Below are 19,761 nucleotides of genomic sequence, written 5' to 3'. Positions count from 1 at the left end.
CTGCCCCCACAATCGGACAAATTCTACCGCATTGATGGTGCTAATTCTTGGCCGATTGTGCCGCCACCTTTTCTAGCACACGCTGGTAAGCCGCTTCGACCTGGCCTAGATCTTGCCGAAAGCGATCTTTGTCGAGCACCCGTTGAGTTTCGTCATCAGTGGTTTGATCCCATAGACGGCAGGTGTCAGGGCTAATTTCGTCGCCCAGCAAAATCTGCTGTTGAGGATCGAGGCCAAATTCCAGCTTGAAGTCGACCAGGGTAATGGCGCAGCCCATGAAGAAATCCGTCAGGATTTGATTGATGCTGAGGGCAAGACGGCGCAGAGTGGCGATCTGTTCCTCACTGGCGATCGCCATGGCGCGAATGCGATCGCTAGTCAGCAGCGGGTCCCCCATGTCGTCGTTCTTATAATAGAACTCCACCAGCGGCGGCTCGAGGCGCTGACCCAGGGGCAGACCGGTCTGCTTACACAGGCTGCCCGCTGCCAGATTGCGCACCACCACCTCAATGGGGATGATTTGGAGAGCCTTGACCCGCATGGTGCGATCGCCCGTTGTTTCTAACCAGTGGGTAACAATGCCCGCTGCCTCAAGCTGCTGAAACAGGTAGGTGGAGATAGCGCAGTTGATCTGTCCCTTGCCAACAATCTGACCCTTCTTTTGGGCATTAAAGGCGGTGGCGTCGTCTTTAAAGTAGGTCAGTAGCACCGCCGGGTCGTCGGTGGCGTAGATAATTTTGGCCTTGCCTTCGTAGAGTTTTTCGCCGAAGGGGTTTTCGCCAGAGGGGTTTTCGCCAGAAGTATCACCAGAGGCCATGGTCGTAGGGCGGTATCAGGGACATCCCATAGTAGCGCCCCAAGAGGTTTGTGAATGAGTGTGAGGGTGGAGGTTAGTGAGAGTGACTATGTATGTTAGTTCCACCCCCTACCCATCCACCCTCCTACTCCCTTACCCATCCACCCCCCACCCATCCACTCCCCTACTCCTCCCGTCGCGCTGTACCCTTAGTTAAGTAACTGTCACCATCGCGCAACGCTCCATGGCCACCATCAACGACAACTATCTCAAGCTTAAAGCGGGCTATCTGTTCCCCGAAATTGCCCGCCGAGTCAGCGCCTTTGCCAAGGCCAACCCCGACGCGCCGATTATTAAGCTGGGCATTGGCGATGTGACTGAGCCCCTACCCGAAGCCTGCCGCACCGCCATGGTCAAAGCGGTGGAAGATATGGGCGATCGCACCTCCTTCCACGGCTACGGCCCCGAGCAGGGCTACCTCTGGCTGCGCGAAAAAATTGCCCAGCACGACTTTCAAAGCCGGGGCTGCGACATCGATGCCAGCGAAATTTTTATCTCCGACGGCTCCAAGTGCGACTGCGGCAACATCTTAGATATCTTCGGCAGCAACAACTCCATTGCCGTCACTGACCCGGTCTACCCCGTCTATGTCGACACCAACGTAATGGCAGGCCATACCGACCCCGCCAACGAAAACGGCGAGTACGGCGGCCTCACCTACCTACCGATCAGCGCCGCCAATGCCTTCACCGCTAGCATTCCCCACGAAAAAGTAGACCTGATCTACCTCTGCTTCCCCAACAACCCCACCGGGGCGGTAGCCACCAAAGAACACCTACAAGCCTGGGTCAACTACGCCCGCGCCCACGGCTCGATTATTCTCTTCGACGCTGCATATGAAGCGTTTATCACCGACCCCACCATTCCCCACTCCATTTATGAAATTGAGGGAGCGAGGGAGTGCGCCATTGAATTCCGCTCCTTTTCCAAGAATGCCGGCTTTACCGGTACCCGCTGCGCCCTGACGGTAGTCCCTAAAACCCTGATGGGCAAAGCTGCTGACGGCACCGAAGTGGCCCTCCACGGTCTGTGGAATCGCCGCCAGGCCACCAAGTTCAACGGCGTTTCCTACATCGTGCAGCGTGGGGCCGAGGCAGTCTATTCACCAGAAGGGCAAGCCCAGACCAAAGCCCTAATCGACTTTTATATGGAGAACGCCCGCATCATTCGCGAGCAGCTCACCGCCGCAGGCATTGCCGTCTACGGTGGCGTCAACGCCCCCTACGTGTGGGTCAAAACCCCCAACGAGCTGACCAGCTGGGACTTTTTCGATAAACTGCTGCACACCTGCCATGTGGTAGGCACCCCCGGTTCAGGCTTCGGGGCCGCAGGCGAAGGCTACTTCCGTATTTCGGCCTTCAACAGCCGCGACAACGTGAACGAAGCCATGCGCCGCGTCACCGAAAAATTCCGAGTCTAGGACAAATCAATGAGGCTTCCGTAGGGTGGGCAATGCCCACCAGATAGCCTTTTTTTACCCGATCAAACCTCCTTTAGAGCACCGCTGAGGAAAACTTCCATGCTCACCATCGCGCTACCCAAGGGCGGCATGCTCAAAGACAGCATTCGCCTACTACAAGCCGTTGGCCTCGACTTTAGTCTGTTTCTCGACGGCGCCAACCGGCAGCTGCAAATTACCGATGCCTCAGGCCAAGCTACGGGGCTACTGGTGCGCGCCCAAGATGTGCCGGTGTATGTGGAGTATGGCCAAGCCCAGCTCGGCATGGTTGGTTACGATGTGCTGCGCGAGAAAAAACCCGCCGTGGCTCACTTGGCCGACCTGAGCTTTGGCGGCTGCCGCCTGTCGGTGGCCGTCAAAACCACCAGTCCCTATCGCTCGGCTCTCGATCTGCCCGCCCACAGTCGGGTAGCCTCTAAGTACGTCAACTGCGCCCGCGACTACTTTCAGAGCCTCGATTTGCCGGTGGAAATTGTGCCTCTCTACGGCTCGGTGGAGCTGGGACCGATTACGGGGATGTCGGAAGCGATTGTCGATCTAGTTTCGACCGGCAAAACCCTCAAGGAAAACAACCTGATGGAGCTAGAGGTGCTGTACCACAGCACGGCCCGACTGATTGCTCACCCGCTGAGCTATCGGGTCAACCCCTACGGCCTGAAGGATTTAATCGATCGCGTGCGTACCCAAGCAGAGGCGGTGGCCGCGTAGGAGTCTTGCCGGATAGGTTAGTTTCAAGCACAGCAAAGCCCTCTGTCTTTATCGACAGAGGGCTTTTGTAATGACACAGGGAATGGTCAAAGACGAGGGTTGATAGGCGATCGCACACAATCCTATAGCGATCGCACCTCCTCCAATACCTTATTCCGCTGGCGCTCCGCAGTGAGCGGCTTGTGGGTCAGCCGTGACACCGCCACAAAGGCCACCAGACCCAACAGCGGGCTAATCATCGTAGGGAAGCCGTCAAAATCGGCGGCAAACAGGCCATTGGGGAAGTACAGCAGCGTGTTGTCAACCCCAAACATCGTCGGCATTAGCGAAAACATCAGCAGTCGCGACAGTGAACCCACCGCGATGCAGGCCAGCGCCCCCTGGCGGGTCGCCTTAGCCCAAAACAGCCCCCCAATCAGCGGCACCACCAGCCCGGCAAAGCTCATATCAAAGGCCAGCAGCAGCAGCACCCCGGTCTGAGGCACCTTAAGACCGAGCACCACCCCCAACACCGTGATCACCACCGCCATCAGTCGGGTAATTAGCAGCAGCTTGTCGCCCCCAGCCCCGTGAGCCGTGGCGTGGCGAATGCCCAAAACGTTGTGGGCCAACACCGACGAGGTTCCTAAGATAGCGCCGTCTGCTGTCGATAGTGAGGCCGACAAAATTGCCGCCAACACCAGCAGCCCCAGCAACGGCGGCGCGACACCCTTAAGCATGGCGTACAGTACCGGGCCATCGGGCGTAATCCCTGCCTGACTAAGAATGCTGTTGGCCCCCAGGGCAATAATCGAAAAGGGAATACCGATCGCCAGGGTGCCCACTGAGGCAACGAAGCAGGCTTTTTGAGCCGTTTCGGGGCTATCGGCAGCAAAGATGCGGGCCATAAAGTCGATCGCCACCATATTGCCAAACCCCAGAGCAATAATGCTGGCCCAGTTAACGGCTGCTCCGGCAGCGGGCGATGTCAGTTGCTCAAGCGCCCCTGGCCCCATGCCAGGATCAACGGTCAGGCCGAAATTGACTAGCACAAAAGCCAGCATGGCCCAGGCCCCAACCGCCGCAATGATAATTTGAATAAAGTCGGTGTAGGCTACCGCAAACAGCCCGCCGGAGACCGTATAGGCAAACACCAGTGCCGCTAGTAGAGTGATGCCGCCAACGTAACTGGTGCCGAGAAAATTCTCAAACATGTAGCCGCCCGCCACCAGGTTGCCTGCCAGCAAAAACGAAAAGCTCACCGACATAATGCAGGCAGCAGTTACCTCCACAGTGCGGCCATATTTAACCCGGTAGAAGTCGGGAATAGTAATCAGCCCCATGCGGTTCATGGGTTTGGCCAAAAACAAACCCGTCAGCAACAGACACAGGGCCAACCCTAAGGGCAGCGCCGCCCCCGCCCAAAAGCCAAAGGACGACGATAAATCGGTGTTGCCTAGGGTGGCATTAGAGTCAACCGATTGCGCCATCAGCGTTGCGGCGGCCAAGGGCAGGGCTAACCCTCGACCGGCTACCAAGAAGTTAACGCTATCGCCCTTAATTTGCTGCGAAGCCCACACCCCAATGCCGAGGGTACCCAGCAAAAAGGTAATGATGCCGTAGGAAAAAACGCTCTGTTCCATACCGTTTAAGCTCCTGGCCTACTGTTGATAATCGTTGAGCGGCAGATACTAAAAAGCCCGGGAGCAAACGCAAACCACCGGCGGCCTACATTTTTCTTCCCAGGCTTTTATTCCTCCGTTAACCAGGTCGTACCCGGCTGCACTTCTTAGATCAGTCACCTAGCGCTTCGGGGGAAACCTTTCCTCAGCTCAGTCAGAACCCTCAAAGAAAACAAATACCTTGCGGACTGCACGCCGCGCTTGGTACATCGACAGTCAATCTGCCGAGGGGCAAATCGGATTCCTCTATACGTATCAATTGGCTCAGGGTGGGGCCGTATCAGCTAATACGATTGGCGGACGGTAATATTAGGTCTTCCTAACTTTTGAGTGGTCTCATCCCAACGGCTATTAGCCAAGCCAACGTCAGCTCAACCCACTACTCTCGGTAGGCTGATGCCCGGTAGGATGTAAAGCGTTGCATTCTAAGTCTGCGCCATGTTTATCGACTACATCACCCTCATGCTGATCAACATGGTTGCGGGGCTGGTGTTGCTGGCCGACTTTGTCTATCGCGGGCTAGATGGAGCCAACCTCAAACGCTGGATACCGGGTTTTGGGCTAGTGGGGGCGATCGCCCTAGTTACCGGCCTGCACATGGTCTTGACCTGGCCCGTACCGGGCAGCTTCAACATTTCCTTTGGCGAAACCACAGTGCTGTTTGGGGGGCTTTATTTAGCTACTGCGATCGCGATCGCCCAGGGCTGGGACTTACTCTCGCTGGCGGTCTACGCCTTCTTCGCGGGCCTCACCTCGGTGGTGGTCGGAGCACGCATCATTAATCTGGGGCAAACTCAACAGCCATTGGTAGCCGGGCTGGGCTTTATTTTGACGGGCTTGGGTGGGGTGCTGGCCGCGCCTACTCTGGTATATCTGCGCGGCAACAAAAGCTGGCGCATTCTGGGGGCTATAGTCCTGCTGGTGGCGGCGCTGGTGTGGGCGATCGTGGGCTTCCGTGGCTACTGGGGTCATCTAGAGGGCTTTAGCGACTGGCAGCCGCCGGTGATGCGGGGCGAGCCCTAACGGACTTGCGATCGCCAGTCCCAAGCTAATCAGACCATTCTCCCGACGGGGAACGGGGCGAAACACTCGCTGAAATTCAACAAAAATCCTTCAGCCCAGAGCCACAACAACCGCAGGACAAACCGGTGTGGCCCTGAGCTTAATCTTTGTTTACACTCAAAGAAAGCCTTTAACCCCCGATTGCCATGCTGCTTCAGCCCGACCAGCGCACTAAGCTCGACGAGTCTAGCGACACCGCTTTTTACGATGCGCCCCGCTTCGTCACCCACGTAGACGATGGCTTTATTCGGCAACTCACCAACCTCTACCGTGAGCGGTTGACTCCTAACAGCCGCATTTTCGACATGATGAGCAGCTGGGTCTCACACCTGCCCGCCGATGTAGACTTTGAGTGGGTTGAGGGCCACGGCATGAATGCCGAAGAGCTGGCCAAAAACCGCCGCCTCAACCACTATTTTGTGCAAAACCTCAACGAGAATCCAAAGCTTCCCCTGGAAGACCAATCCTTTGATGCAGTGCTGAATACGGTGTCGGTGCAGTATCTACAGCAGCCTGAAGTGGTGTTTGGTGAGATGTACCGCATTCTCAAGCCGGGCGGCATCGCCATTGTCAGCTTCTCAAATCGCATGTTTTACCAGAAAGCGATCGCCGCCTGGCGCGACGGCAGCGAAACCCGTCGGGTCAATTTGGTCAAAGGCTATTTTGGCTCAGTGCCCGGCTTTAGCACCCCAGAGGTGGTGACCCACACCCCCAGCGTGCCTGCCTTTCTGCAAATGCTCGGCATGCCCGGTGGTGACCCCTTCTATGCCGTTGTCGCCGAACGGATGGAACCGCTGGTATCTAACTAGCCTTAGTCGGCACTGCAAGCTTGTGGACTAGGTACCAAACAGCACGAGGGTGCGATCGCTAATTGCTTGCAAGTTGCGGCTCAAATCATTGCGAATGTGCCGTTCGATCAGCGCTACAGGCATGGCACGGGGAGGCCGAATCACTAGGTCATAGCCTAGGCAAACCACTTCGTTAGCGGCATCCTTCACGGGTTCTAAGGTCCACTTCCCCTCGAACTGGCGAAAATCGCCCTCCACCATCGTGAAGCGCAGTTCCTTGGGGAAGGTCTCAACCATATCTAGCACGACACGGGCGCAAAACTTGATGTTGAGAAAGCACTGGGAACCAATTTGCTCCAGTCGAATGCCGCCATTGGGATGGCTCAAGCGCTGACTGTGGGAGAGGTTTGGGATAAAGCTCGACAGGTTGTTGTAGTCTGTCAGCACCTGCCAAACCTGATCGGCCGTGGCTGGAATCTGGGTAGAGGCCAAAATGCGGCGCTGTTGCCCCGGTAGCTTTTCGGTATGGATGGTGACACCGGCTACCTGAGCAGAAACCTCAGCGTCTAGAAGCGCCGCTTCAAAGTTAGTGTCGGGGGTTGTTGCAGTCATGGGTTAAAACCAGCCCTTAACGGTGCAGTTTGGCCAAGCCACCACGCCTGTGCCCAGAATACCAGCAAATTTTGCTGGAACGGTGTTGCTCCTATGAATTGTGGATAGATTTGCCATAGTGTTCAAACTCAAGGGTAAAACAGGTTTGCCAGTGTTGGGCGTCGATTGGCTGGCTTGACACCCTTATAGTGCCCCCCAGCTGCTCCACCAGCCCACGGGCCAGGGCCAGGCCGGTGCCGGTGCCAGCAATGCCATCCTTGGTGGCATTAGAGCCTCGCCGGAACTTGTCAAAAATGTGGGGTAAGTCGTCGGTCTCAATGGCCGCCCCCAGATTACTGACTTGCAGGATGACCCGGCCGTTTTCAGCCCGATTGTCGACTAGGGCCAAGTTCACAACCGTGTTGGGGGTTGAGTACTTGCGGGCGTTGCCGATCAGCTCTTCTAGTACTTTGGTTAGCCGTCCTGGATCGGTGGCTAGCAATACTGGCCTAGACGGTAGCTGGAGTGCCAGCGTTAGCTGAGTCTGGTGAAACTGTTCCTGGTACTGATTGGCCAAATCGGCGAGCAGTTGCCCTAAATCTGTGGATTGGCGCACTTCTGCGGGGGGCTTAGACTCCAGAGTTTGCAACATCAGCAGGTCGTTTACCAGGTTAATTTCGCGGGTGCACTGCTGTTCCAAAATATCCAAATACATAGCAGAGCGCTCAGGGGTGAGATCGGGGCGGCGCAGCATGCGAATGGCCAGCATCATGCTGGTGAGGGGGGTGCGTAGCTCGTGGTTGAGGGTGCTAAGAAAATCTTCTTTGAGGTAGTTGAGGTAGCGCAGCTGCTCGGTATGGCGCTGGGCCTGCCCCTGAAGATAGTGCTGGTGGAAGGCGATCGCACCTATGCTCGCCAAGTTAGCCTGGGCGGTGGGCTCCACGCTCAGCCCCCCGGCCCCTAGCAGTAGCATCGCTCCCTGAAACCCCGCTCCATCCACAGCAATAGCGGTGCAGTGCGCAATGGTGCGTAGCCAGGCAGGTGTCCCGCCTTCGTTCCGTAACAGCCCTGCTAGCCCCTTCTGCCAAGACAGCCGAGCCTTGCCTGCCGCTTGATCAACGGTTTGCTGAATAAGTTCTACGGCCACGCGGCGCTGCCGATCTAAAGCCGAGCCGCTTGCCGCGTCACCAAGCTGGTAGCTAGCCGGGGCTACCCCCTGGCGCCAGCAGGTGTAGGTCAATCCCTGGTCAGGATAGTGGCAGAGCAGCAGGCAAGCCCCTGCTCCTAAGTGGGTGCCCAGCACCTCCGCTAAAGACGGCAAGATGTCGGGCTCGTTGAGCGTAGCAGCCAGGGCGTGAACCAGAGGCCAGGTTTCACGCCCTTCACAAAGACTAGGGGAGATAGGCGCTAACCCCTCGGAAGGGCGAGCCTGGAACAAAACCGTCGGATTTTCCGAAGCCATGGGCAACCATTCAACGAAGTATTCCTGACCTCCTGAGCCGGGGGCGGGGCCTAGGCTAACCCGACCTCACCCTCGACTACCCCTAGCCTATCTACTGGCCTGCATGGCGGTATCCGTGAATACGCCAGTGTTTGGGTCGCCTTCGCTCCGTGAGATCCGCAATCTCCACCGCGATCGCCGCAGGCTGGTCCCCGACCATCGCAGAGGTCAGCTTTACATCTTCTTCACAGGCCGATGACGTTGCCTCTACCCTAATCGTCAGCAGGACATTAGTATTAATGAAGTCAGCGCTGGGGATGGCTCAGACTTGCGCTACCCTGGCAAAAATTCCTTTCCTAGCGGGTTCCTATGGCACGGTCAAAGCAACCTTCGGCTTCTCCAGTAATTGGCACTGTCAAGGGGCCCGGCGAAAACGGCAACCAGTACGTGTTCATTACCGCCGACAACCGTCAGGTCAAAATCGGCGAGTTTGTCTACTACACCGTCGATCTAGCGGATATTCCCGGCGCCCAAATCCTGGGCAAAATCTCCGATCGCCGTCTGATTGACCACCTGCCCGATCGCATCTTTGCTGACCCAGATATTAACCCTGAGGCGATCGCAGCTCTGGTCGGCTTCGCCCATCCCAATCCTGAAATCTACGAAGTCACCGTTGATGTGGTGGGTCACTTTCACCCCGCCCTAGGGTTTATGAACCCTCGCATCGCTCCCGATCCCGGCGCCAAGGTCACCCTAGCCGACGACGAAAGCCTGCGCCAGATCATCAACAAAAAGCAGCCCCAAGAAGTGGGCTCGGCTCAGATTGGCTCTCTGTTACTGCGTCCTGGCGGGCGGGTACCAGTAACGCTGGATGTGAAAGAGCTGGTGAGCACCCACATGGCCATCTTGGCGGGCACTGGCTCCGGCAAAAGCTACACGGCAGGCGTACTGATCGAAGAATTGCTCAGCCCATACAACCGGGCGGCGGTGCTGATCTTTGACCCCCACGGTGAGTATGGCACCCTGGCTGACATGCGCGGCCATCCCAGCTTTGCCAGCGACGATGGCTACAGCCCCGAGGTCAAGCTACTTACTCCCGACGACATTCGCATTCGCATGTCGTCGCTGGACTACTACGACATTCTCACCCTGCTGCCCGATATGAGCGATCGCCAGCAGGCCATTCTCAACAAAGCCTTTAGCCTGCTCGGCAAACACAAATTTGGCGAACACCGCTGGGATGTGCAAGATCTAATCTCGGCCTGCTACGAGTCAGACCGCACTACCGATGACGAAGGCAATGAGAAAACCGGCTCGTCAGCCCCGGCCCTTGAGTGGAAGCTGGGTAAATTAGAGCGATCGGACTACTTTCACCGTATGGAGCACTTGGCCCCAAAAGATCTGTTCGCCCCCGGCCAAGTCACCGTGCTGCAAATGAACGAGATCAGCCAGGAAGAGCAGCAGGTGATCTGCGCTGCCGTACTGCGCCAAAGCTACCAGGCTCGCATCAACACCGCCAAGGATAAAATTTCTGCCGATGACGAAAACTACCTGCCCTACCCGGTATTCATTTTGATCGAAGAGGCCCACCGCTTTGCCCCAGCCAATGAGCCGGCCCGCTGCAAGCAGGTGCTGCGCACCATCCTTAGCGAGGGTCGCAAGTTTGGCATGGGGGTAGGCTTAATTACTCAACGCCCCGGCAAGCTCGACTCTGATGTGCTGAGCCAGTGCATGAGTCAGTTTCTCATGCGCATCGTCAACCCAGTGGATCAGGACAGCCTCAAGTACGGGGTCGAAGCCGCTGGACGCGATTTGCTCAAAGAGTTGCCCTCTCTCACCAAGGGTCAAGTAATTGTCTCGGGTGCCTGCGTCAACACTCCAGTGCTTTGCCAAGTGCGCAAGCGGTTGACTAAGCACGGCGGCGAAACTATGAATGCCCCGGAAGCTTGGCTCAGCCACTTTCAAAGTCACCGTCAGCAGGCCCGCCAGCTAGAAAAAGCCGCGCCTGCTAACCTCGGCAGAAAGGCCGAAACCTTCAGCGGTGTGAGTATTGAGTAGCCATTAGCTAGCAACCTAAACGTTCGTTTAACGCTGAGGTGGCGAACTGAATTAGTCTCGTCCGCTGAGGGCACGGGCGGTTTCGCGGGATTCCTGCTTGCGCTTGAGGCTTTCGCGTTTATCGTGGAGTTTTTTGCCCTTGGCTAGGGCAATGGTGGCTTTCACCCAGCCCCGCTGCAGATAGAGCTTAAGCGGCACCAGGGTAAGCCCCTTTTGCTCGACCTTGCCAATCAGCTTGCGAATTTCATCGCGGTGCAGCAGCAGTTTGCGGGTGCGCTTGGCCTCGTGGTTGTAGGCCTTATTGGTCATGGTATAGGGTGAAACGTGTACGTTGTGCAGCCACAGTTCCCCATCTTTGATAAGGGCATAGCCATCGCGTATGTTGACCTTACCCTGGCGAATCGACTTTACCTCTGAACCCATCAGCTCTAGCCCAGCTTCGTAGGTTTCGAGAATTTCGTACTCATGACGGGCTTGGCGATTGTCGCTGACAATTTTGTATCCATCACTTGAATCGGCCACAGTGTGTCCTCCTATTCCACCACCACCCGCCATTCGTGCAGTTCATACTCGACACAGTGATGCTGAATCAGCGGGTCGGCAGCCACAACGGCGCGGGCTTCATCGATAGAATTGGCCCGAAATAACAGCATACCACCGCCATATTCGGCCCAGTATCCGCTTTTAGCAGCATAGCCTTGGTCAATGAGATCTTTGACATAGGCCACATGGGCCGGCACATGTTGGTCAAAGACGGCTTTGTTAACAACGCCTCTTTCGATTTTAACGAACCAGGGCATAGCAGGGCTGTGCAGAGAGTTTGTATTACAACTGGCCTAAGGTAGATCGACTTGAAGTTCGTCTTCGCTACCCAGGTGGACAGTTTTTACCCAGCGCAATCGCTTAGGCCGCACCGACAGGCGCATCGTCATAGTGGCGATCACCAGCAGCCAATGCAGCATGTACAGGTTACCCCACAGAGTTTGTAAACTACTCACCCAGATGGGCTGTTGCTGAATACGCCGCAAACCGCAAAACATACCGACCATAGACAGCGTTAGCGCCAGACTGGATACGGGCAAAAACAGCGGCAGCCGATGGCGTAGCATGGCCATAGCAAAGTCGGGCAGAGCCACTGCGGGCAAGCCGTACTGAATCATCCAAAAGGCAGCCATGTCGAAGGTTTTGGCTGGAGGCAAGCGGTGCTGGGCAATCAGCCGCCAGTAGTCAAGGTAGCGCTGGTAGCCCCCTTCAGCCCAGCGATTGCGCTGATGCCACAGGGCCAAAGGCCGCTCAACGCCCTCCTCGCCCACGGCGGGATGCAGCAAAAACTGAATTCCCCAACCACTAAAGTGCAGGCGTAGGGTGAGATCGAGGTCATCGGTAATAGTTTCTTCGTTCCACCCGCCGCACTGGGTTAGGGCGACCCGCCGCACAAACTGGCCGTTGCCTCGTAGTTCACCAACACCGCCGAGGCTGATGCGCTGCTGCTGAAAGTAGCTGTCGAGGGCCATTTCGGCCTGCTGACCACGGGTCCAAAGATTTTTAGCTCGGTTGACGACAGCTTTTTGCAGCTGCACAGCACCAACCTCAGCTTGGTCAAACAAGGGCACAATATGGCGCAGTAGATCCTTAGGCACACGGGCATCGGCATCAAATACACCAATGATCTCCCCTTTGGTATTGGGCCATACCTGGTTAAGCGCCCCTGACTTACCCCCGCTGGACCCAGCGGCACGGCGCAGGATCCGCAGTTGTGGGTAACGGGTGGTGAGTTTTTGCAAACGCTGATGGGTGCCATCAGTGCTGTTATCGTCGATGATCCAGACCTCATAGCGGCAGGCAGGATAATCCAGCTGACAGAGGGCTGCAACCAAGGGTTCTATTACGGTTTCTTCGTTCTTAGCGGCCACCAAAAGGGAAACGTAGGGCCAATCCTCCCAGGGGGAACCTACGATGGTTAAAGACCGGCCTTCAGCGATCGCACCATTAATTTGAGGCGCCTCTTGGATTAAAGAGGGCAGCGGCGGTGGCGGTAGCAAAGGCCGACCCCACAAAATTCGCAGAGCGTGGGTGGTGAGAATGGCCGTTAGCCCCAGCACCACCCAACTGCCCCAAGAAACTAGGTGCAGCACAGCGGTCAGGCCCCACAGCACACCTAAGGTTAGAGCTGCCTTGGAACGACGACCGGCAAATCCCGGAAAATCTTCAATTTCCAACTCTTTGATTGGGGTGTGGAAACGCCTAGGGGAAAAGCGTCCAGGAAAATCAACCATGAACTCAGGTAGGGAGCACAACAAAAAACGACGGCGGCCAGACTACGACACAGATCAGCACCTTATGCTAAGGATGGCTTCGGCCTAGGTCTATCATCCTCGATTTTGCGGAAAATTTTAGTGATACCCCCAATACCATCCTGGGGAATGCTAGTTCTAGGTCGCGTCCATCGTCGGCAACCTGGCGAGGTGAGTATCCAGTATCCTAAGCATCTGACCCCGATGACCGTCCGAATATTCGTTTGTTGAAATTTGACCTAAGGCCAGACCCATGAGTTTGACGTTTGAGGCAATTCAGCCCGCAGGCAAGCAGGATATCAGCGTTTACATGCCCTACTACCAGGGCAATAAGCGTAACGCGCTGCCTTACGCCATTTCTCTATACAAGCAGGGCAATCTGGAGGGGGAGCGGCAAATTGAGGGGAGTGATAGTATCGCCTTTGTAGCCACCTGGAATGTGTCTGTACTACCGGCAGACTTGACCCGCTGTCGTATGCAGTTTGAGGGTGATAGCGATCTCAGCTACGAGATTACAATGGCGACCTTTGAGTTTGTGGATTTTTTGTTTGACGTGATTGTGGCACTGCGCCAGAAGCGCCCGGCAGATTTTTCCCAAGGGTTTTATCGCAAGCTGTTGCGATTGGATGAGTAGGGCAACCGTAGGACCAGCGAGGCTCTGAGGACAGGCTGAGTGGCAGGGTAGTGAGATGCCTAACGCTGACATCCCTATAAGGTGGCAGAATGAGGGTGGTGCTGTGCCCACTGACCTATTTGACCAAAGTGCTTTGTAGCGTCGGGGTCAGGGAGCAGTGCATTACCCCATGGAGGACTTGTGGCGTGCCCAGTTCAGCGAAGCGTTTGGTGATTGGTTCAACCGAGTCCTATAGCGGCAAATCGGCAATTTTACTGGGTGTTGGGCTCCAGCTTCAGGGGTTGGGCATGGATGTTGGGTTTGGTAAACCCATAGGCAACTCGACCAACGGGGATGGGAAAGATCCGGATCTAGACTTTATTGTCGATACGTTACGGCTACCAGCGGCGCGATATTATCCGCCGGTCATCTCGTTGAGCGAAGCTACCGTGGCCGATCGCCTAGTGCTTAGCGGTCAGCCTTCAGCCAGTTACAGCTTGCTGGACTATACCGAGCAGCGGGGCGAAGACCTACTGCTGCTCGAAGGGCCTGGTAATCTAACTGAGGGGACGCTGGTGAACCTGTCGGTCGCCCACATTGCTGCCGACATTGACGCGGCGGTGCTGCTGGTAACCCGCTACGATTCGCTGCTGCTGGTCGATCGCCTGCTGGCAGCCAAGGCTCAGTTGGGGTCGCGCCTAATTGGAGTAATTATTAACGATGTGCCCACGGATGCAGCACAGGCTTGTGCTGAGCTGGCCCGGCCCTTCTTAGAAAACCAGGGCATTCCGGTGCTGGCGGTGCTGCCGCGATCGCCCATCATGCGCAGTATTACCGTGCGCGAAATTGTGGCTCGGCTCGATGCTGAGGTGCTGTGCTGCTCCAACCGCCTTGACCTGATGGTGGAAACCCTGACTATTGGGGCTATGAACGTGAATTCAGCCCTGCGGTACTTCCGCAAAGCCACCAACATGGCCGTGGTGACGGGGGGCGATCGCACTGACATTCAGTTTGCGGCGTTGGAAACCTCTACTCAATGTTTGGTGCTAACCGGCCAAATTCCTCCTTCCTCGAATATTTTAGAGCGTGCTTCGGATCTGGAGGTGCCGATTGTCTCCGTTGACTCTGATACCCTATCTACCGTAGAGCGCATTGACGAGCTATTTGGCCAGGTGCGGCTGCATGAGCCCGTCAAGGTACAGTGCATTCAAGAGTTGGTAGCTATTCACTTTGACCTAGACCGTCTGCTGCACTTGCTCGATCTCAAGCTGCCGGTTTCGGCCACTTAAAGGCTGCTGACCTAGGGACAGAGTGTAGCCGGACCCGTTTGGTCTGATACAATGAAGCGCGTTATTCTCGCATTCGGTGCAGCCTTTGAGTCAGTCCATGGAAGCGTCGCTCGAATCCGCTAAAGTCGACACGTTTTTACAGGAACTTGCGGCTATTCAACAGTCGGGTTCTAAGCGGGTGGCTATTTTGGGGTCGCGCCATGTGCCGATTACCCACCAGCAACTCATCGAGCTGATGACCTATGCGCTGGCCCTAGGGGGTAATCGCATCATCACCTCGGGGGCGACTGGCACCAACTCCGCCGCCATTAAAGGGGCGATGCAGGCCGATCCCAACCTGCTCACCGTAATTTTGCCCCAGAGCCTGGAACGCCAGCCTCGCGAGTCACGCGATCAGCTAGAGCAGGTCATGCACCTGGTCGAGAACCCGGCCAACGACGCCATGTCTTTGGCAGAGGCGAGCTCACTGTGCAACCAAGAAATTATTTCTCGCTGCCAGCAGCTGGTTTGCTTTGCCTTTCATGACAGCCATACCCTGCTGAAAACCTGCCAGGATGCAGAGGACCAGCGTAAGATTGTGACGCTGTTCTACTTCGACTAGCAGTTCTTGGGAAGTTGGAGTGGGCAGGTTTAGAGCATTCCAGCGTTCTAACTTGCCAGCCCGCTACTGTCTCATCTATATCCCCCACAGCAAAAAATTAGCGAGGATAGTAATTCATGGCATCTTTGATGGCTATGCCAGGTTTTTTGCTGGTTAGCGTTGGGCTGGCAGCGCTGCTGGTTTATCTGCCTTTTCTGGCCGTGGGCTATGGGCGGTTCGCGGTGGGCTATGACCAGGCTGCTCCTCGGTCCATGCTGGCCAAACTGCCCCCCTACGCTCAGCGGGCTACCTGGGCCCACGAGAATGCCTTTGAATCGATGATTTTATTCGCTCCGGCGGCGCTAATGGCCTATGTCACCCAACAGCAGTCGGGGCTAGCGCTGGGGGCTGCGATCGCCTATCTAATCGCGCGCACCCTGTACCCGGTGGCGTACATTTTGAATGTGCCGATTGGGCGATCGCTGATGTTTGGGGTCGCCAACCTGAGCACCTTCACCCTCTATGTCTTGAGCTGTCGGTCAGCCTTGATGTAGTCTGTTGGTGCGCAGATACTCAACGGTACCCATGGCTTCTAGCTTTTCCTTTGATATCGTCAGCGATTTCGACCGCCAAGAACTGGTCAACGCCCTTGACCAGACCCGGCGGGATGTAATTAGCCGTTACGACCTGAAAGATACCAAGACCACCATTGACCTGGCGGATAGCACCATCACCATCGAAACCGCCAGCGACATGACCCTGGATGCGGTCAAAGATTTGTTGTACCAGAAAGCAGCCAAGCGCAATCTTTCCCTCAAGATCTTTGAGTTCGGTGATGTGGAAGCGGCCAGCGGCACCCGCGTACGCCAGACCATCACCCTCAAAAAGGGCATCGAGCAGGAGATGGGTAAGCAGATTACCAAGCTGATCCGCGACAACCTCAAAAAGGTGACCGCTGCGATTCAAGGGGATGCGGTGCGGGTTACCGGCAAGTCTAAGGATGACCTGCAACAGGCTATGCAGCTAGTGAAGCAGGAAGACTGGCCCGTGGCGGTGCAGTTTACCAACTATCGGTAGAAACCATGGGTAGGGCGATCGCCCCTCACCCCCTGGGCACGATAAAGCATGCTGCCCCGATAGCGTCTCGCCATGACCGCCGAACTCAGCAATACCGAACTGGGCACCCTGGGCGAAACCCTGGTGGCCAACTGGCTATCGACCCAGGGCTGGCGACAGTGCGATCGCCAGTGGCACTGCCGCTGGGGTGAGCTGGATCTGGTGGTGGCTCAGGGAGCCGCTAACGCTAGCGGTCAGCTTACCTTTGTTGAAGTCAAAACTCGCAGCCAGGGTAACTGGGATGCCTACGGCCTGATGGCGATTACCCGTAGCAAGCAGGCCAAACTGTGGAAAGCCGCCCAACTCTATCTGCTCAAGCATCCCCAGTGGGGCGAGGCCACCTGCCGCTTTGACGTGGCCCTGGTGGCCTGCCGTAGTGGTCAGCAACCGCCAACCAACCCAGCCAAGCACCTGTTTGTGGATGATGCCCGCTATCTAACGCTGCAGGACTACATCGAAAATGCCTTCGACGTGCCCAGTTGCTAAAGACTTAAAATGGAGACCAACTGGAATTCTTAATTAAATAATAACGCCCCGTTAGCAGCATTCGGGCATTCATAGCCTAAGCTGCTATGTAGAGGTATAGTCGTTGTCCTGCCTCTATCCCTAGCGTCTGCATCCAGCCAGTGGGCTAGAGCAGGCTGTCTACCGTACTTCCCAGTTCGCTGTTTCTCTGGGAATGCCCTATGACCAAGTTTGCAATTTATGCCTGCCCGACCGGAAGCCTAGCCGAGCAGATCAAGCGGTTCTTAGCCGAGCACAGAGAGACAGCTGCACCCCTCCAGCAAGGTCCAGATGCCTGCTGCCTGCTAATTGAGGGCTTTGAGGAACAGTCTGGTGCGGCCCCGATTTACACCCGTAGCCTCGATCGCGCCTACAACCGCGGCCTAAAAGCGCGCCCGACTCCGGTCGTGACCCTAGAGGGTCTGGTGGCTAAACCCGACTGGAGTGGTCTGGCGATTACTTCTCCCTGGCTGAAGCAGGTGATGGTAAATTTTGCCTGCACCGTGAAGTCGCCCACCCGCAAAATGCCGCTCCGCATTCAGGATGAGCTGGGTCTACCCCTGGCCTATGGTCCTAACCGCAAAGACAATAAGGCCATAGTCACCCAGGCGAAAGCAGCCATTGACTGGAAAACTCCCACCCAGTGGGAAATGCGGTTTTATCAGCAGTTGACCAATCAAAGCTGGAAATGCCACAGCAGTTGGGATTTAGGTGAAGGCCAGCCTGCGGTCTTAGAGGCCTCGGTAAACTAGAGGCACGCTTCCTAGCCCTGACCCTTGGCGATCGCCCCCGACCCAACCCTCCCCCGCATCACCCTAGTGCTGGCCATGAGCCTGGACGGCAAAATTGCCGATGCCCAGCGCAGTGCCGCCCGTTTTTCCTCGGCGGCCGACCTAGCTCACCTGGAGGAAAAAGTGGCGGCAGCGGACGGGGTGCTGTTTGGGGGGGGTACCCTGCGGGCCTATGGCACTACCTTGAGCGTGCGCAACCCCGACCTGCTGGCCCAGCGACGGCAGCGGCACCAAGCCGACCAACCCGTGCAGATCGTCTGGTCGCCCTCGGGCAACCTTGACCCTAAGTTTCGGTACTTTCAGCAGCCGGTACCCAGAGGGCTAGTCACAACTGCGGCTGGGGCTCAGCGCTGGGCAGAAACGGAGCTGTTTGAGCACATTTGGACAGTGCCCGAGGCCAAAACGCAGCCCTGGGATTGGCCCTGGATTCTGACCCGGTTGAAAGCGGCGGGCATCCACCATCTGGCTCTCCTAGGTGGGGGCGGGCTGGTGGCAGAGCTACTGGGCTACCACTGCGTCCACGAGATTTTCATGACGGTGTGCCCGCTAATTTTGGGGGGCATAACAGCCCCAACCCCGGTCGATGGAGCAGGGTTTTTGGTGGCGATGGCTCCCCGGCTACAGTTGCTCTCCCATCGAGCGGTGGAAGGGGAGGTGTTTTTGCACTATCGAGTCCTGCCCCCACCCCTGCAAGGGGCTGGAAATTCCTTTACCCTGGAGAATAACCAACCCTCTCCTACTGACTAATCTTCCATGGGCTATCCCTCTGTGCCGTCGCTGACTGCCACCTGGCTGCGCTCCATTGATGAGGTGCCCGAGGCCGTGTGGGATGAACTGGCCCAGCCCCTAGTCACACCATTTATGGAGTGGAGCTGGCTGCACAACATGGAGCGATCGGGCAGCGTAGGGGCCAATGCGGGCTGGTTGCCCTGTCATCTGGCTCTTTGGCAGGGCACAACTCTGGTCGGGGCAGCCCCTATGTACCTCAAGGGTCACAGCCGGGGCGAATTTGTATTCGACCACCAGTGGGCCGATTTGGCTGAGCGTCTGGGAGTAGAGTATTATCCCAAACTGCTGGGCATGTCGCCTTTTACCCCGACGGAGGGCTATCGGTTTTTGATTGCCCCTGACGCCGACGAAGCGATTGTCACTCGGGCCATGGTAGAGGTAATTGATGGGTTTTGCGATCGCAACAACATCTCCGGCTGTCACTTTCTCTACGTCGACCCGGAGTGGCGGGCCACCATGACTGAGCTGGGCTTTGCTGAATGGCTGCACCACAGCTACGTGTGGCAAAACCATGGGTTCAAAGACTTTGACGACTACCTGGGCATGTTTAACGCCAACCAGCGGCGCAACATCAAGCGCGAGCGCAAGTCGATGGCGACGGCGGGCTTGCGGCTGGAGGCGATCGCTGGAGACGCCATCAGCAGGACCCTGTGCGACCAGATGTACGACTTTTATGTCGACACCTGCGACAAGTTTGGCTGGTGGGGCAGCAAATACCTGAGCCGTAAATTCTTTCACTTGCTGCACCACGACTACCGCCACCGCATGGTGTTTTTTGCCGCCTACGGTGAAGACGACAGCGACCCAGTGGGCATGTCGTTTTGCCTCACCAAGGGCGATCGCCTCTACGGCCGCTACTGGGGCTCAACCCTAGAGATGAATAACCTGCATTTCAATGCCTGTTACTACGCGCCGATCGAGTGGGCGATCGCCAACGACATTACCCTGTTCGACCCTGGGGCGGGGGGACGCCACAAAAAACGACGGGGCTTTCCGGCCCTAGGCAACTACAGCCTGCATCGGTTCTATTCCCCTCGCATGAAAACGCTCCTGACCCGCTACATCGCTGAGGTCAACGAGTTCGAGCAGCAGGAAATTGACGCCATCAACGCCGAGCTACCCCTCAAACTGCTTCCAGGGGATAGCGTTTGCTCTTAGGCC

At 56.7% G+C, this 19,761-nt stretch carries 21 protein-coding genes; 14 read left to right on the top strand and 7 right to left on the bottom strand.

The genetic code is table 11. The features are described 5' to 3' along the window. Positions 1-40 precede the first annotated feature (40 nt). Positions 41-817, bottom strand: a complete 777-nt coding sequence (gene purC, locus H6F75_RS07700; RefSeq protein ID WP_190750829.1) for a phosphoribosylaminoimidazolesuccinocarboxamide synthase — start codon at positions 815-817, stop codon at positions 41-43. Between the two features lie 223 nt (positions 818-1,040). Here purC and H6F75_RS07695 point away from each other — a divergent pair, with 223 nt between their 5' ends. Both H6F75_RS07695 and hisG read left to right on the top strand, forming a co-directional pair. Beyond that, on the top strand, positions 1,041-2,276 hold the full coding sequence (locus H6F75_RS07695) for an LL-diaminopimelate aminotransferase (RefSeq protein ID WP_190750827.1): 1,236 nt from the start codon (positions 1,041-1,043) through the stop codon (positions 2,274-2,276). 99 nt (positions 2,277-2,375) lie between these two features. Continuing rightward, entirely contained in the window at positions 2,376-3,023 is a 648-nt protein-coding gene (gene hisG, locus H6F75_RS07690; RefSeq protein WP_190750825.1) for an ATP phosphoribosyltransferase, read from the top strand. 122 nt (positions 3,024-3,145) lie between these two features. Here hisG and H6F75_RS07685 read toward each other — a convergent pair whose 3' ends face one another. Then, complete coding sequence (locus tag H6F75_RS07685) at positions 3,146-4,645, bottom strand: sodium:solute symporter family protein (RefSeq protein WP_190750823.1); 1,500 nt, start codon at positions 4,643-4,645, stop codon at positions 3,146-3,148. Positions 4,646-5,122: 477 nt separating this feature from the next. Here H6F75_RS07685 and H6F75_RS07680 point away from each other — a divergent pair, with 477 nt between their 5' ends. Together H6F75_RS07680 and H6F75_RS07675 are read left to right on the top strand one after the other, a co-directional pair. Next, positions 5,123-5,707: a DUF981 domain-containing protein gene (locus H6F75_RS07680; RefSeq protein WP_190750821.1), complete on the top strand. Its 585-nt coding sequence runs from the start codon at positions 5,123-5,125 to the stop codon at positions 5,705-5,707. A 185-nt stretch (positions 5,708-5,892) separates the two neighbouring features. Then, on the top strand, positions 5,893-6,555 hold the full coding sequence (locus H6F75_RS07675; RefSeq protein ID WP_190750819.1) for a class I SAM-dependent methyltransferase: 663 nt from the start codon (positions 5,893-5,895) through the stop codon (positions 6,553-6,555). Between the two features lie 27 nt (positions 6,556-6,582). Here the strand turns inward: H6F75_RS07675 and H6F75_RS07670 are convergent, their stop codons facing one another. Together H6F75_RS07670 and H6F75_RS07665 are read right to left on the bottom strand one after the other, a co-directional pair. Next, entirely contained in the window at positions 6,583-7,146 is a 564-nt protein-coding gene (locus H6F75_RS07670) for an SRPBCC family protein (RefSeq protein WP_190750817.1), read from the bottom strand. A 91-nt stretch (positions 7,147-7,237) separates the two neighbouring features. Next, positions 7,238-8,587, bottom strand: coding sequence for a HAMP domain-containing sensor histidine kinase (locus H6F75_RS07665; protein WP_190750815.1), 1,350 nt, complete (start codon positions 8,585-8,587; stop codon positions 7,238-7,240). 348 nt (positions 8,588-8,935) lie between these two features. Between H6F75_RS07665 and H6F75_RS07660 the strand changes: the two genes are divergently transcribed. After that, the gene (locus H6F75_RS07660; RefSeq protein ID WP_190750813.1) at positions 8,936-10,624 is read left to right on the top strand and encodes a DUF87 domain-containing protein; all 1,689 of its coding nucleotides are present in this window, start codon (positions 8,936-8,938) and stop codon (positions 10,622-10,624) included. Positions 10,625-10,675: 51 nt separating this feature from the next. Here the strand turns inward: H6F75_RS07660 and smpB are convergent, their stop codons facing one another. From smpB to H6F75_RS07645, 3 genes are read right to left on the bottom strand one after another with little or no spacing between them, the layout of a single operon-like run. Further along, on the bottom strand, positions 10,676-11,146 hold the full coding sequence (gene smpB, locus H6F75_RS07655) for an SsrA-binding protein SmpB (RefSeq protein WP_190750805.1): 471 nt from the start codon (positions 11,144-11,146) through the stop codon (positions 10,676-10,678). A gap of 11 nt (positions 11,147-11,157) precedes the next feature. Beyond that, a complete protein-coding gene (locus H6F75_RS07650; protein ID WP_190750797.1) occupies positions 11,158-11,424 on the bottom strand; it encodes a YciI family protein in 267 nt (88 codons plus the stop codon). Positions 11,425-11,460: 36 nt separating this feature from the next. Beyond that, a complete protein-coding gene (locus H6F75_RS07645; RefSeq protein ID WP_190750795.1) occupies positions 11,461-12,900 on the bottom strand; it encodes a glycosyltransferase family 2 protein in 1,440 nt (479 codons plus the stop codon). Between the two features lie 277 nt (positions 12,901-13,177). On the opposite strand from H6F75_RS07645, the gene ebsA reads away from it, so the two are divergent. The 9 genes from ebsA to H6F75_RS07600 all read left to right on the top strand — a co-directional run bounded on the left by ebsA (position 13,178) and on the right by H6F75_RS07600 (position 19,758). After that, entirely contained in the window at positions 13,178-13,552 is a 375-nt protein-coding gene (ebsA, locus tag H6F75_RS07640) for a type IV pilus biogenesis protein EbsA (RefSeq protein WP_190514903.1), read from the top strand. Between the two features lie 185 nt (positions 13,553-13,737). Further along, positions 13,738-14,820: a DRTGG domain-containing protein gene (locus H6F75_RS07635; protein WP_190750793.1), complete on the top strand. Its 1,083-nt coding sequence runs from the start codon at positions 13,738-13,740 to the stop codon at positions 14,818-14,820. A gap of 97 nt (positions 14,821-14,917) precedes the next feature. Next, entirely contained in the window at positions 14,918-15,421 is a 504-nt protein-coding gene (locus tag H6F75_RS07630; RefSeq protein ID WP_190514589.1) for a DNA-processing protein DprA, read from the top strand. 116 nt (positions 15,422-15,537) lie between these two features. Next, on the top strand, positions 15,538-15,954 hold the full coding sequence (locus H6F75_RS07625) for an MAPEG family protein (protein WP_242019791.1): 417 nt from the start codon (positions 15,538-15,540) through the stop codon (positions 15,952-15,954). Positions 15,955-15,985: 31 nt separating this feature from the next. Then, positions 15,986-16,477, top strand: a complete 492-nt coding sequence (locus H6F75_RS07620) for a YajQ family cyclic di-GMP-binding protein (RefSeq protein ID WP_190626531.1) — start codon at positions 15,986-15,988, stop codon at positions 16,475-16,477. 72 nt (positions 16,478-16,549) lie between these two features. Then, the gene (locus tag H6F75_RS07615; RefSeq protein ID WP_190750791.1) at positions 16,550-17,002 is read left to right on the top strand and encodes a YraN family protein; all 453 of its coding nucleotides are present in this window, start codon (positions 16,550-16,552) and stop codon (positions 17,000-17,002) included. A 200-nt stretch (positions 17,003-17,202) separates the two neighbouring features. Next, positions 17,203-17,772: a hypothetical protein gene (locus H6F75_RS07610; protein ID WP_190750789.1), complete on the top strand. Its 570-nt coding sequence runs from the start codon at positions 17,203-17,205 to the stop codon at positions 17,770-17,772. A 24-nt stretch (positions 17,773-17,796) separates the two neighbouring features. Beyond that, positions 17,797-18,558, top strand: coding sequence for a RibD family protein (locus H6F75_RS07605; protein ID WP_242019790.1), 762 nt, complete (start codon positions 17,797-17,799; stop codon positions 18,556-18,558). 6 nt (positions 18,559-18,564) lie between these two features. Next, positions 18,565-19,758 (top strand): GNAT family N-acetyltransferase, encoded by a 1,194-nt coding sequence (locus H6F75_RS07600; RefSeq protein ID WP_190750787.1) that lies wholly within the window; start codon positions 18,565-18,567, stop codon positions 19,756-19,758. The last annotated feature ends 3 nt before the right edge of the window (positions 19,759-19,761 follow it).

The sequence above is a fragment of the Nodosilinea sp. FACHB-131 genome (genome assembly GCF_014695395.1).
GTDB lineage: Bacteria > Cyanobacteriota > Cyanobacteriia > Phormidesmidales > Phormidesmidaceae > Nodosilinea.
The sequence above is the reverse complement of the archived record's forward strand: the minus strand, read 5'-3'. Positions and strand labels throughout refer to the sequence as shown.

Coding starts and splice junctions, on each gene's coding strand:
- H6F75_RS07680 (WP_190750821.1), top strand. CDS start 5,123: ATGTTTATCGACTACATCACCCTCATGCTGATCAACATGGTTGCGGGG.
- H6F75_RS07645 (WP_190750795.1), bottom strand. CDS start 12,900: ATGGTTGATTTTCCTGGACGCTTTTCCCCTAGGCGTTTCCACACCCCA.
- H6F75_RS07685 (WP_190750823.1), bottom strand. CDS start 4,645: ATGGAACAGAGCGTTTTTTCCTACGGCATCATTACCTTTTTGCTGGGT.
- H6F75_RS07600 (WP_190750787.1), top strand. CDS start 18,565: ATGGGCTATCCCTCTGTGCCGTCGCTGACTGCCACCTGGCTGCGCTCC.
- H6F75_RS07670 (WP_190750817.1), bottom strand. CDS start 7,146: ATGACTGCAACAACCCCCGACACTAACTTTGAAGCGGCGCTTCTAGAC.
- H6F75_RS07625 (WP_242019791.1), top strand. CDS start 15,538: ATGGCATCTTTGATGGCTATGCCAGGTTTTTTGCTGGTTAGCGTTGGG.
- H6F75_RS07695 (WP_190750827.1), top strand. CDS start 1,041: ATGGCCACCATCAACGACAACTATCTCAAGCTTAAAGCGGGCTATCTG.
- hisG (WP_190750825.1), top strand. CDS start 2,376: ATGCTCACCATCGCGCTACCCAAGGGCGGCATGCTCAAAGACAGCATT.
- H6F75_RS07610 (WP_190750789.1), top strand. CDS start 17,203: ATGACCAAGTTTGCAATTTATGCCTGCCCGACCGGAAGCCTAGCCGAG.
- H6F75_RS07630 (WP_190514589.1), top strand. CDS start 14,918: ATGGAAGCGTCGCTCGAATCCGCTAAAGTCGACACGTTTTTACAGGAA.
- H6F75_RS07665 (WP_190750815.1), bottom strand. CDS start 8,587: ATGGCTTCGGAAAATCCGACGGTTTTGTTCCAGGCTCGCCCTTCCGAG.
- purC (WP_190750829.1), bottom strand. CDS start 817: ATGGCCTCTGGTGATACTTCTGGCGAAAACCCCTCTGGCGAAAACCCC.
- H6F75_RS07615 (WP_190750791.1), top strand. CDS start 16,550: ATGACCGCCGAACTCAGCAATACCGAACTGGGCACCCTGGGCGAAACC.
- H6F75_RS07650 (WP_190750797.1), bottom strand. CDS start 11,424: ATGCCCTGGTTCGTTAAAATCGAAAGAGGCGTTGTTAACAAAGCCGTC.
- H6F75_RS07675 (WP_190750819.1), top strand. CDS start 5,893: ATGCTGCTTCAGCCCGACCAGCGCACTAAGCTCGACGAGTCTAGCGAC.
- H6F75_RS07620 (WP_190626531.1), top strand. CDS start 15,986: ATGGCTTCTAGCTTTTCCTTTGATATCGTCAGCGATTTCGACCGCCAA.
- H6F75_RS07660 (WP_190750813.1), top strand. CDS start 8,936: ATGGCACGGTCAAAGCAACCTTCGGCTTCTCCAGTAATTGGCACTGTC.